This is a genomic window from Sphingopyxis sp., from assembly GCF_035565275.1.
Classification (GTDB): domain Bacteria; phylum Pseudomonadota; class Alphaproteobacteria; order Sphingomonadales; family Sphingomonadaceae; genus Sphingopyxis.
Map to the genome: position 1 here is coordinate 1 of NZ_DATMST010000094.1, position 12,294 is coordinate 12,294.

Sequence of the window (12,294 nt, forward strand, 5' to 3'; positions counted from 1 at the left end):
CGAGGCACCAGACCGCGCGCGCGCGCGTCTCGGCCGCGAGCGCCGCAAGCCGGTCGAGCGTATCATGGCTGTCATAAGGCGGCAGCGGTTGGCCAAACGCCGCGAACCAGCTCGCCTTTTCCAGATGCAGGTCGGCGACGATCAGCGCCTCGTGGCGCGGCCAGAACAGCGCCCGGTCGGCCAGCATGTGAAACTGCTGGCCCGCAAAATCGAAGGTCGCGGCGGCGGACATGACGCCGCTATGGCGGCACGGTCGCCGCGCCGCAAGCCGCCTAACTGCCCCGCGCCGCCATGTTTGCGGCGAAGCGTTGCTTCGTTTCCCGGCTCGCGCCATCAGGAAGGTCGAACACGACGCGCTTGTTCGGAAAATCGATCTCGACCTTGTCGAACAGCGCGAGACTATCCATGCCGAGCAGCAGCGCGGGTCGCTTGCTCAACCCGAGCGCGCGGAACGCCTGGCTGTCGGCGAAACTGACGGGCAGGTCATTGACGTCGGCACCGTTGATCTTGATCCGGCGGATCGCGGTTCGCGTCGCCGGCACCGCTTCGCCCGAAACAGCGTTCAGCGTCGTCGGGAAAAACGGGAAACGGTTCTGGCGCCGGTCGGCAACCAGCTTCTGGAGCGCCAGATTGCCGACGCTCGTTTGCGCACCGGTGTCGACGATCACATCGACGCGCTTGCCGTCGATGCGGGCATCGGAAAGAATCAGCCGACCGGCCTGATTGCGCGCGGTAACGACGATCGCGTCGTCATCGTCGATTGTCGGCCTGCTGCGCCGGCGCGATTCGAGGATCGACATGCTTTCGGCACGAAAATCGATCAGAACACGACGATTTTCGAGCATGTCGATGCCGATCAGCCCCGCCGCGCCGATATGTCGGCCCGCGAAGGCCGGCGCCTCGAACGGCGCCATATGCAGATTGGTCATCGACAGCGCGGCGACGTGGTAGCTCGGCACCAGCGCCGAGCTGCCGATCGTCGCGAGCCGCAGCTTCTGTCCGTCGGCAAGCCCCAGCCGCTCGGCCAATTCGCTTGCGATTACCGTTCGCTCGGCGCCGGTGTCGACAAGAAAGGAAAAGGGACCCTTTCCGCCGACCATGACGTTCACCGCCATGCGCCGCGTCGCGTCGAGGTCGAACGGCTGGATAAAGGGGACAATCTCGCCGGTCACCGGATTGACGAGCAGGCCGGCAAGATGGGGGTCGGGCGCGGACGCCGGGCCGGGCGGAGTCGATGCCGGCGCAATTTGAGTCGGCGGCGCCTGGGTCGGCGGGGTCGATCCCAGCATCAGCGGAGTGGCGATGAGCAGAGCCCATAGCGGCGAACGCACGGCAACACGGGTCATGGCGGCATCCTCTTGTCTTTTGCCCGCACATTACGCTTCGTTGGGCGGGGCGGCAAGCCGTGGCCTAATCGGGACGCATCGCCCGTTCGGCGAGGGTGTCGGCCAGTTCGCCGAGCAGCGCATCGTCGATGTCGGCGGCGGCGACATTTTCGCGGCCGATGAGCACGAGCACGGGAATCGCGAGCGGGCTGATCCGGTCCAGCGCCCGGTGCACCATCGTCCCCGCGGCGCGATCGAGCAGGTCACCCAAACGTGCGACATCGGTCAGCCGCTCGCGCGCGTCGGCCCATGCGGCTTCGAGCAGCAGATGATCGGGTTCGTATTTCCTGAGCACGTCGAAGATCAGGTCGGTCGAAAAGGTCACCTGCTTGCCCGTCTTGCGCTTGCCCGGGTGCTGGCGTTCGATCAGCCCGCCGATCACCGCGACCTCGCGGAAAGCGCGCTTCAGCAGGTGCGAGCGCTCGACCCATTCGACGAACTCGCCCTCGAGGATCGCCGCGTCGAACAGCGCTGCGGGGTGCGTCACGGGTTTGAGCGACCAGATCGCGATCGCATAGTCGGAGGCGACGAAGCCCAGCGGCTGCAATCCTGCGCGCTCCATCCTCTTCGTGAGCAGCATGCCGAGCGACTGGTGCGCGTTCCACCCTTCGAAGGGATAGCAGACGAGATAATGATTGCCCTCATGCGGGAACGTTTCGACGAGCAGTTCGCCGGGGCGCGGCAGTACTGATCGCAGCGCCTGCATTTCCAGCCAGAAGCGTACGTCGTCGGGAAAGCGCTGCCAGCTTTCGGGGTCGGCGAGGAAACCGCGGACCCGGTCGGCGAGCCGGGTCGAGATCGCGAGACGCGCGCCCATATAGCTCGGGATGCGTGCGGGGCGGGTGGTCGCGCGGACGATGACGTCGGTGTCGCGGATCGCCTCGACCTCGAGGCTCAGGCCGGCGAATGCGAAGGTGTCGCCGGGGGTCAGCGTGCTCGCGAAATATTCCTCGACCTTGCCGAGCCGCCGGCCGTTCCGGAAGCGCACATCGGCCATCGGCGCCTCGACGATGATCCCGGCGTTGAGGCGGTGCTGCGCGGCGAGGCGCGGGTGCGCTATCCGCCAGCCCCCCTGCCCGTCGGGGGCGAGGCGGCGGAAACGATCGTAGCTTTTGAGCGCATAGCCCCCGTCGCGCACGAAACCGAGCAGCCGGGTGAAGAGGTCGGCATCGATCCACCGGTATGGCGCCGCGCTCTGTATCTCGGCGAGCAGTTCGGCTTCCCGGAACGGCGCCGCGCATGCGAGCGCCATGACATGCTGCGCGAGCACGTCGAGCGCGCCCGGGCGAAAGCGATCAGCGTCGCGTTCGCCCGCCTCGACGGCATCGAGCGCGGCGCGAGCCTCCAGATATTCGAAGCGGTTGCCCGGCACGATCAGCGCGCGACTCGGCTCGTCGAGCCGGTGGTTCGCGCGCCCGATGCGCTGGAGCAGCCGCGACGATCCCTTGGGGGCGCCCATCTGGATCACGCAGTCGACGTCGCCCCAGTCGAGCCCGAGGTCAAGGCTCGCTGTCGCGACGAGCGCACGCAGCCGGCCTTCGGCCATCGCCGCCTCCGCCCGCTGGCGCGCTTCACGGTCGAGGCTGCCGTGGTGGATCGCGATCGGCAGCGACAGGTCGTTGACCTTCCACAATTCCTGAAAGATCAGCTCGGCAAGGCCCCGCGTATTGCAGAAGATGATCGTGGTGCGGTTCTTCGCGATCTCCGCCATCACCTGATGCACCGCATAGCGCCCCGAATGCCCCGCCCATGGCACCGCGCCCGCGGGCAGCAGGATCCGGATATCGGGATCGGCGCCGGGCTCGCCCTCGACGAGCGTTACCGTCTCGCCGCGGCTGTCCGGGGCAAGCCAGGCGGCATATTGTGCGGGGTTGGCGATCGTCGCCGACAGCCCGACGCGGCGCAGCCCCGGCGCGATCGCCTGGAGCCGTGCTATCGCGAGGCTGAGGAGATCGCCGCGCTTGCCGGGCGCGAAAGCGTGAATCTCGTCGATCACCACCGTTCTGAGGTCGGCGAACATCGCAAAACTGTCGGGATAGGATAGCAGCAGCGACAGCGATTCGGGCGTGGTCAGCAGGATATTCGGCGGCCGGCTGCGCTGGCGTGCCTTTTTGTCCGACGAGGTGTCCCCGCTGCGGCTTTCGACGCTGATGTCGAGCCCCATCTCGGCGATCGGCCCCAGAAGGTTGCGCTCGACGTCGGCGGCGAGGGCCTTGAGCGGCGATACATAAAGCGTGTGGAGCCGGTCCGAGGGGTTTACGGTCAGATCGACGAGGCTCGGCAAGAACCCCGACAGCGTCTTGCCCGCCCCCGTCGCCGCGACGAGCAAGGCGTGCTCGCCCCGTTCCCCTGCTGCGAGCATGTCGGCCTGATGCCGCCGCAGCCGCCATCCGCGCACGGCGAACCAGTCGGTGAAGGGGGCGGGGAGGGGCATGGAGAAGATGTGGATGCCCGGGCGCGCGGGGGCAAGGCTTTCCCGGCCTTCAGCCGGAATCGTGCCCGGCTTCTGCCGGGTCGGGTACGGCTTTCGACCGGTGGCTGCCAATTCATTCAACGTCACCCCGGACTTGATCCGGGGTCTATGACTTCAGCGCCGCGGTGGATCCCGGATCAAGTCCGGGATGACGAATGTCCGCTTCCCACCCCAATGCCGTCGTTCGGCCGCACGAAAAAGGGCGGCTTGACGCCGCCCTTCTGGATCCCCGTTCTGCCGGGGTGATACATCGCTATTCCGTTCAGCGCTGCCGAACGGATCGATGCCTCACTTGATCTTGGCTTCCTTGAACTCGACGTGCTTGCGGACACGCGGGTCATATTTCCGCACCGACATTTTTTCGGTCATCGTGCGGGGATTCTTTTTCGTCACATAGAAAAAGCCCGTGTCAGCGGTGCTCACCAGCTTGATCTTGACGGTCGTCGGCTTGGCCATGGCCCTGTTCCTCGAAATATTGACGCATCTGCCACCAAGGCGGCCCATGCGGCGGGACCAGGGCCCCGACTGCTTGTGATGAAAAACATAGAGGGCCGCGCGCGTGCGCCGCCCCCGATATCCGGGCGCCTTTGGCGAGATTCGGGCATTCTGTCAAGCGAAAGGAACGGGCGGGCGGTATCGAACCGCCCGCCCCGGGGAACGCCCGGTCCGGGGTCTCAGCCGTTGCGGATCCGGAAGCGCACCGTCATCACCTTCCAGCTTTCCTCGGCCACGCCGCCGCGTGTCGCGGGCTTGAAGCGCCATTTTGCGAGCGCGCGGCGCCGCGTCTCCTCGAAAAATCCGGGGCTGTCGGCGCTGACCAATTCGACCGCCTTCACGCGCCCGTCGGTGCCGATCAGCACGCGCACGCGGACACTGCCCTCAAGCTCGCGCCGTTGCTCGCTCGCGGGATAGTCGGGCTGGAACGCGCCTGCGAAACGCGGGTCGAGCTCGGCGAGGACCAGCTTGGGCGGCGCCGGCGGATCGGCAGGCGGGACATGGACGTCGCCGCGGTCGGGGATAACGGGATCGAATGTCTTTGGACCGGTCTCCACAATATTGTCGTTGGATGTCGCCGGCACGACGGGAATTACGGTTTCGGTCGTCGATGCCGGTTTCGGTGTCGCTTCCTCTTGCGCTGCCGGCTTGGGCGGCGGGGGCTCGATCGGCTTTTCCAGTTCGACCAGCGTGCCGTGGATCGGATCGCTTTTGGGTGCGATCTCGACGATCATCGGCGACAGCGCGACCGCAACGACGAGCGCCACCGGCAATCCCACCGCGAACAAGGCCGCGACGGGATGGTGACGATGGCCGCTCCCATAGCTGTTGCGGGGAAGAAGCGCCGCTCCTCCTGCAGGTGCAGCGGCCGCCTCGGGCGCGGCGGCGATGGCTGAAATCAACGGTATCAGGGTCATGGCATCTCTCCTTGCCTTCATGACCCGGCCCCGCGGCATTCTGACCGTCGCCAACGGCCAGGTCACGATCAGGTGATATTATAACATTACTTATCTTGTCAAGCGGATCGGTAGGCAAGAATTTGTACGATGCCGCAGCGGGCTTCAGGCGGCGGAAAGCCGCGCTACCGCCTGATCCTTGGCGATCAGCGGCAGCAATTCGCGCATGTCGGGGCCATGGTCGCGCCCGGTCAGCGCGCGGCGCAGCGGCAGGAAGAGCGCGCGGCCTTTTGCCCCTGTCGCTTCCTTCACCGCATCCGTCAGCGCGTGCCACGGGTCGACTGCCCAGTCGATCTCCGGTGCCGCCGCTGCCGCGGCATCGAGCACCGCGCGGTCGGCCGTGTCGGCTGGCGGCGGCGCAAACGGGCCATCGAACACCGCTACCCAGTCGGCCGCCTCGGCGACCGTCATCAAATTCGGCCGGACCGCGTTCCAGCGCGCTTCGGTGATCGCGGCAGGAAGACGGTCGGCCACTGCCGCATGATCGATGTGGTGCAGTATCTTCTGGTTGAGCAACGCAAGCTCCGCCTCGTCAAAACGCGCGGGCGCGCGGCCGAAGCGCGCGAAATCGATGCCTTCGATCAGCGGCATCAGGCTCGCCACCGGTTCGACCGGATCGCTCGTTCCGAGCCGCGCGAGCAGCGCCGCAAGCGCGATCGGCTCGATCCCGTCATCGCGCAAGCTCGCCATGCCAAGCGAGCCGAGCCGTTTCGACAATTTCCCCTCGGTCCCGACGAGCAAAGCTTCGTGCGCAAAAGCCGGCGGCGCGGCACCAAGCGCGGCGAACATCTGGATTTGCGTCGCGGTATTCGACACATGATCCTCGCCGCGCACGACATGGGTAATCCCCATCTGAATGTCGTCGATCACGCTTGGCAGCAGGTAAAGCCAGCTGCCGTCGGCGCGCCGCACCACCGGATCGGACATGGTCTTGGGTTCGAAATGCTGCGGCCCGCGGACCATGTCGCTCCATTCGATCGCTTCGTCATGATCGAGCCGGAAGCGCCAATGCGGCGCCACACCTTCGGGAACCGGCGCGCCTTCGGGTTTCCGTTCGTAGACCGGCGGCAATCCGCGCGAGAGCAGGATCTTGCGCCGGATATCAAGCTCTTCGGGCGTCTCGTAACAGGCATAGACGCGTCCGGCGGCTTCGAGCTTCGCAAATTCCGCCTCATAGAGCGCGAAGCGCGCCGACTGACGTTCCTCGCCATCGATATCAAAGCCGAGCCAGGCAAGGTCGGCGCGAATCGCCTCGACATATCCCTCTTTCGATCGTTCGAGATCGGTGTCGTCGATACGCAGCATGAACCGGCCGCCATGCTTTCGCGCCCACAGCCAATTATGGAGCGCGGTACGGACATTGCCGACATGCAGGATGCCGGTCGGCGAGGGGGCGAAGCGGGTCACGACGGTCATGGGCGGCGCCTATAGCCGCATTGTCGTCGCCGTGGCGACCGCCAACTTGCACCGCCGTTCAGTTCGCCGCCTCCTCGCGGATCTTGCGATTCTGGATGATATGCGCCGCCCAGCGCAGCGCCATACCGATTACCGACAGCACCGCCCCCGCGATGATCGCCCCGACCAGGCCGCGATCCTCACCCGGCTCGGGCCATGCCACCCAGGCCAGCAAGACCACGCTGACGATCGACAGCGCATAACCGATACCGGTCAGCCAGTTTGCCATGCGATCATCCCCGTCGCCAGCGCGTCGGCCACCAGGCCCAGGCGATCGCGAGCAGCGCCGCGATCAGCAGCACGCTATATTCGACGCCATTGCGTCCGGCACCGACGACGAACCATCCCGCGGGCAGGTGAACGAGGATCAGTCCGAGCGTCAATATGCCTGCGTGACCGAGAGCAGCGAAGCTCGTCCAGCGGCGCGCGAGCATCAACAGCGGGCCCGCGAGTTCGTAGAGCGTCACCGCCATCGCCCAGCCATAGCCGAGGGGAAATCCCAGACTGTCGAGCCAGATTCCGAAGGGTTCGACCAGCCCCATCGTCAACCGGTAGACGCCGTGGATCAGGATGAGGATCGCGACGATGATCCGCAGCGCCTCGAGCGCCAGCGCGGCACGCGGCTCTGGCGCCGCGGGTCCGGTCAAAGCCATTCCCCTCCCCTTCCTATCCCGTGCGGAACCCGTGCGTGATCGGATAGCGCCGGTCGCGCCCGAAATTGCGCGTCGACAGCTTCACTCCCGGTGGCGCCTGCCGGCGCTTGTACTCGGCAAGCATCAAAAGGCGCTCGATCCGCGCCACCGCGTCGCGATCGAAGCCGTAGCGCGCGACAACATCGTCGACGCTCGCTTCTTCCTCGACGAGCATGTGCAACATGCGGTCGAGGTCGGCATAGGGCGGCAGACTATCCTCGTCCTTCTGGTCAGGGCGCAGTTCGGCGCTCGGCGGCTTGGTGATGATGGTATCGGGCATCACCGGGGTCACCGGGTTGCGCGACAGGCGCGGGACATTTTCGTTGCGCCATTTCGCGACGGCGAACACCGTCATCTTGTACGCGTCCTTCAGCGGGTTATAGCCGCCCGCCATATCGCCATAGATGGTCGCATAGCCGACGCTCATCTCGCTCTTGTTGCCCGTCGTCAGCAGCATCGGACCGAATTTGTTCGACAGCGCCATCAGCGTCACGCCGCGGATGCGCGACTGGACATTCTCTTCGGTGATATCGACCTCGACATCGGCAAAGCTGCCCGCAAGCATCGCATCGAACGCTTCGACCGCCGGAACGATCGGGATCGTGTCGAGCCGGCACCCGATCATCGCCGCACAGCCCGCGGCATCGTCGAGGCTCGCCGCGCTGGTGAAGCGGCTCGGCAACATCACGCACCACACCTTGTCGGGACCGAGCGCATCGGCGGCGATCGCGGCGCAAATCGCCGAATCGATTCCGCCCGACAGGCCAAGCACCACGCCCGGAAAGCGATTGCGCTCGACATAGTCGCGCAGGCTCACGATCATCGCGCTGTAAATGTCAGCGGGGTGTGCCTCCCATTCGGCGATCGCGCCGGCCTCGCACGTCCAGCCGCTCCCGCCCTTCGTCCAGCGGGTGACACGCTCCTCGCTCTCCCAGTCGGTCAGCCGGTGCGCGGTCGATCCGTCGGCATCGAGCACGAACGAGCAGCCATCGAACACGATCTCGTCCTGCCCGCCGACGCGATTGAGGAAAATCAGCGGCAGTTTCGTTTCGGCGACGCGGCTCGCGAACACCTGCGTCAGCCGGCGCTCGTCCTTGTCGATCTCGTACGGGCTGCCGTTGACCGAAATCAGCAACTCGGCCCCCTGCCCCGCGAGGTGCTGGCAAACTTTCGGCAACCAGCCGTCTTCGCAGATCGGCAGGCCGAGCTTCACGCCGCGCCATTCGACGACATCGGGAAGCGGGCCGGGAACGAAGACGCGCTTTTCGTCGAAGGTCCCGTAATTGGGGAGCTCGTGCTTCCGGCGTGTCGCGACGATCCGGCCGCCGTCGAGCAACGCGACGATATTGTAGAGATCGGGTCCGTCGCGCTCGACCGAACCGACGAGCATCGCCGGGCCGCCGTCGGCGGTTTCCGCGGCGAGCTCGGCGAGCAGCTTTGCCGCGCGCTCCGCTAGCGCGGGCTTCAACACCAGATCCTCGGGCGGATAGCCGATCAGCTGCAATTCGGGATACAGGATCAGGTCGGCCCGGGGGTGCCGCGCGCGAACCGCGCGCATCGCTTCGGCGTTGGCGGCAAGGTCGCCGACCGCCTGCGTCATCTGCGAAAGGACGATGGAAAGCTGCTGGGTCATAAGGGCGGTTTAGGACCAACCGGCCGCCCCGTTCAACCGGAGAGACGCACCAATTGCACGCGACGCGACATCGCCCCGCCGATATTGCACACCGCGAGGTGGCTTTAGGGCCTTCCCCTATCGGTCCGTGCTGGCTAAGGGGGCGCGCAATCCCACCCCGCGCGAAAGGGCTTCGCACCCCATGAAACTCATCTCCGGCAACAGCAACCTGCCGCTGGCCCGCGCGATCGCGGACTATCTGGAACTGCCGCTGACCGATACCAGCGTGCGCCGCTTCGCCGACGAGGAGGTCTTCGTCGAAATCCACGAGAATGTCCGCGGACAGGATGTGTTCGTCGTCCAGCCGACGAACTTTCCCGCGAACGACAATCTGATGGAACTGCTCATCATCAACGATGCGCTGCGCCGCGCCTCGGCGAAGCGCATCACCGCGGTCGTCCCCTATTTCGGCTACGCCCGCCAGGACCGCAAACCCGGTCCGCGCACGCCGATCTCGGCGAAGCTCGTCGCAAACCTGATCACCACCTCGGGCGCCGACCGCGTACTCGCGATCGACCTCCACGCCGGGCAGATCCAGGGCTTCTTCGATATCCCGACCGACAATCTCTATGCCGCACCGGTGATGAGCGCCGACATCCAGGCGCGCTTTGGCGGCAAGAATCTGATGGTCGTCTCGCCCGACGTCGGCGGCGTGGTCCGCGCCCGCGCACTCGCCAAACGCCTCGACAACGCCCCGCTCGCGATCGTCGACAAGCGCCGCGAGCGCGCCGGCGAATCGGAAGTGATGAACATCATCGGCGACGTCGCGGGCCGCTTCTGCATCCTGATCGACGATATCGTCGATTCGGCGGGCACGCTGTGTAACGCCGCCGCGGCGCTGAAAGCGGCGGGCGCCGAAGGCGTCGTCGCCTATTGCACCCACGGCGTGCTGTCGGGCGGCGCGGTCGCGCGCGTCGATGCGAGCGAACTCACCGAACTCGTCATCACCGATTCGATCATGCCGACCGACGCGGTGAACGACAGCGGCAAGGTCCGCGCGCTGACCGTCGCGCCGCTGCTCGGCGAGGCGATCAAGCGCATCGCCGACGAAACGAGCGTCTCCTCGCTCTTCGACTGATGCCGCCTCAGCGCGCGACGAGCGCGCTGGCGATATGATCGAGCTGCCGCCAGAAGGTCGCGTGATCGGGCACGGCATGGACCAGCCCGCGCGCGGTCCAGCATAAGGCCTGCGCCATGCTGCCCGCGCGCGATACGGCCGAGCCGGGGCCGCTGAACCGGATCGCCTCGGCCATTGCGGCCACCAACCGCCGCTCCGCCGCGCGCACCGCTTCGGAAGGCTCGGGGTGGAGCATCGCCACAATCTCGCTGCCGTGCGGCGAGGCATGCAGCGCTTCCATATGCCGGCCGGCCCACGCATCGAGCGCACCGGTCAAGCGTTCGACAAGCGTCCTCGCGGGCTGGTCGATACTGGCGAGCGCGGCGACCAGCGAGCTGTCGATCAGGCTTCGGGTCGCCCAGTCGACGAGCGCGCGCTTCGAGCCATGCCGGTTGTAGAGCGCCTGACGCGATACGCCGAGTGCGCGCGCAACATCTTCCATCGATGCCTTGCGCACCCCGTAGCGCGCGAAGGTCGCAACGATCGGATCGAGAGGAAAGTCACCCGGCATCTATCCCGATTTTACAGTTTCGACGATATTTGTAAAATTGATAAAAAGCGCCTCGGCCGGAGCGTAATAGCCTTGCACGGACTGGCGGCCGGGACCGGGCTGCGCTAGCGGAGGGTCATGTCGATCACATCTGACCTCGCTCTCGCGAACCGGCTCGCCGATGCCGCCGGTGAAGCCATCCGTCCGCTCTTCCGGTCCAACTGGTCGCACGAGTCCAAGGCCGACGCCTCCCCCGTGACCGAGGCCGACCGCGCCGCCGAAACCGCGATGCGCCACCTGCTCGATGCCGAGGCACCGCGCGACGGAATCATCGGCGAGGAATATGGCGCCGAACGCCCCGAGGCGTCGCGCCAATGGGTGCTCGATCCGATCGACGGCACGGTCAGCTTCATGGCCGGCCGCCCGATCTTCGGAACGCTGATCGCGCTGCTCCAGGACGGCTGGCCCATCCTCGGCATCATCGACCAGCCGATCGCCGGCGAACGCTGGATCGGCGCGCTGGGACAGCCGACCTTGTTCAACGGCCAGCCGGCGCGCACGCGTAGCTGCCGCAAGCTTGCCGAAGCGGTGCTCGCCACCACCGGCCCGCAATATTTCAGCGACCATGACGGCGAGCATTTCATGGCGCTTGCCGCGAAAACCTCGCACAAGCGGATGGTCTTCGGCGGCGACTGTTACAATTATGGCCTGCTCGCGAGCGGCCATATCGATCTGGTCGTCGAAGCCGGGCTCAAGCTTCACGACTTCGCCGCGCTCGCTCCGATCGTCGAGGGTGCCGGCGGGACGATGTGCGACTGGAACGGCGATCCGCTGAGCGCCGACAGTTCGGGCCATGTCATCGCCCTCGGCGATCCGGCGCGGCTCGAGGATGTGATCGAGGGGCTCGCCTGCCACCATTGACGGAGAGGAACGGACATGGCGTTTGAGGGAAGCTGCCACTGCGGCGCGGTAAGCTATACGGTCGAAGGCGACATCCCCGACACGGCGATGAGCTGCAACTGTTCGCATTGCCGGCGCAAGGGCTTTCTGCTCGCTTTCGTGCCCATCGACCGGTTCCGGCTGACCAAGGGCAATGACAAGCTCGAATCCTACAAGTTCAACAAGCATAATATCGATCATCAATTCTGCACCGACTGCGGGTGCCAGGGCTTTTCGGTCGGTACCGGCCCCGATGGATCGAAAATGGCGGCCGTAAATCTGCGCTGCGTTCCCGAAGCCGATCTCGACGCACTCACCATTCACAAGGTCGATGGCGCGAGTTTTTGAGCGCTTGATTGCGGCAAGGGGCAAAACCTCCCCGAATCGCTTGCCTTCCGGCGCGAATCCCCCTAAGCGCGCGCCTTCCGATTGTGTCGGCTGGCTGAAAGGGCTGCCAGGCCGATACGCAAACGGACTTCCAAAGGAGACCAAAATGCCCAAGATGAAGACCAAGAGCGGTGTGAAGAAACGCTTCAAATTCACCGCCTCGGGCAAGGTGAAGCACGGCGTCGCCGGCAAGCGCCACCGCCTGATTTCGCATAACTCGAAATATATCCGCA

General features: G+C 65.9%; 13 protein-coding genes and 1 pseudogene. 4 read left to right on the plus strand and 10 right to left on the minus strand.

Annotated features, from left to right (window positions below):
• From VN047_RS06885 to VN047_RS06925, 9 genes and pseudogenes are all read right to left on the minus strand, one after another.
• Positions 1-232: pseudogene (locus tag VN047_RS06885) on the minus strand (phosphoesterase); the annotation flags it as partial.
• A gap of 40 nt (positions 233-272) precedes the next feature.
• A complete protein-coding gene (locus tag VN047_RS06890; protein WP_325541384.1) occupies positions 273-1,346 on the minus strand; it encodes a retroviral-like aspartic protease family protein in 1,074 nt (357 codons plus the stop codon).
• 64 nt (positions 1,347-1,410) lie between these two features.
• On the minus strand, positions 1,411-3,819 hold the full coding sequence (locus tag VN047_RS06895; RefSeq protein WP_325541386.1) for a ligase-associated DNA damage response DEXH box helicase: 2,409 nt from the start codon (positions 3,817-3,819) through the stop codon (positions 1,411-1,413).
• 327 nt (positions 3,820-4,146) lie between these two features.
• Positions 4,147-4,314 (minus strand): 50S ribosomal protein L33, encoded by a 168-nt coding sequence (gene rpmG / locus VN047_RS06900; protein WP_037515700.1) that lies wholly within the window; start codon positions 4,312-4,314, stop codon positions 4,147-4,149.
• A gap of 218 nt (positions 4,315-4,532) precedes the next feature.
• The gene (locus tag VN047_RS06905) at positions 4,533-5,270 is read right to left on the minus strand and encodes a TonB family protein (protein WP_325541389.1); all 738 of its coding nucleotides are present in this window, start codon (positions 5,268-5,270) and stop codon (positions 4,533-4,535) included.
• Positions 5,271-5,414: 144 nt separating this feature from the next.
• Positions 5,415-6,725 carry a glutamate--tRNA ligase gene (locus tag VN047_RS06910; protein ID WP_325541391.1) on the minus strand — a complete coding sequence of 437 codons (1,311 nt, stop codon included), beginning with the start codon at positions 6,723-6,725 and terminating at the stop codon, positions 5,415-5,417.
• 58 nt (positions 6,726-6,783) lie between these two features.
• On the minus strand, positions 6,784-6,993 hold the full coding sequence (locus VN047_RS06915; protein ID WP_325541393.1) for a hypothetical protein: 210 nt from the start codon (positions 6,991-6,993) through the stop codon (positions 6,784-6,786).
• A 4-nt stretch (positions 6,994-6,997) separates the two neighbouring features.
• The gene (locus tag VN047_RS06920) at positions 6,998-7,417 is read right to left on the minus strand and encodes a DoxX family protein (protein WP_325541395.1); all 420 of its coding nucleotides are present in this window, start codon (positions 7,415-7,417) and stop codon (positions 6,998-7,000) included.
• Between the two features lie 13 nt (positions 7,418-7,430).
• Positions 7,431-9,089 (minus strand): NAD+ synthase, encoded by a 1,659-nt coding sequence (locus VN047_RS06925; protein WP_325541397.1) that lies wholly within the window; start codon positions 9,087-9,089, stop codon positions 7,431-7,433.
• Positions 9,090-9,270: 181 nt separating this feature from the next.
• Here VN047_RS06925 and VN047_RS06930 point away from each other — a divergent pair, with 181 nt between their 5' ends.
• Positions 9,271-10,206 (plus strand): ribose-phosphate pyrophosphokinase, encoded by a 936-nt coding sequence (locus VN047_RS06930; RefSeq protein ID WP_325541399.1) that lies wholly within the window; start codon positions 9,271-9,273, stop codon positions 10,204-10,206.
• A gap of 7 nt (positions 10,207-10,213) precedes the next feature.
• Here VN047_RS06930 and VN047_RS06935 read toward each other — a convergent pair whose 3' ends face one another.
• A complete protein-coding gene (locus VN047_RS06935) occupies positions 10,214-10,756 on the minus strand; it encodes a TetR/AcrR family transcriptional regulator (protein ID WP_325541401.1) in 543 nt (180 codons plus the stop codon).
• 117 nt (positions 10,757-10,873) lie between these two features.
• On the opposite strand from VN047_RS06935, the gene hisN reads away from it, so the two are divergent.
• The 3 genes from hisN to VN047_RS06950 all read left to right on the plus strand — a co-directional run.
• Positions 10,874-11,656 (plus strand): histidinol-phosphatase, encoded by a 783-nt coding sequence (gene hisN / locus VN047_RS06940; protein ID WP_325541403.1) that lies wholly within the window; start codon positions 10,874-10,876, stop codon positions 11,654-11,656.
• A 15-nt stretch (positions 11,657-11,671) separates the two neighbouring features.
• Positions 11,672-12,022, plus strand: coding sequence for a GFA family protein (locus VN047_RS06945; protein ID WP_325541405.1), 351 nt, complete (start codon positions 11,672-11,674; stop codon positions 12,020-12,022).
• Positions 12,023-12,167: 145 nt separating this feature from the next.
• The coding region (locus tag VN047_RS06950) for a bL35 family ribosomal protein (RefSeq protein ID WP_325541407.1) at positions 12,168-12,294 on the plus strand (127 nt) is incomplete at its 3' end.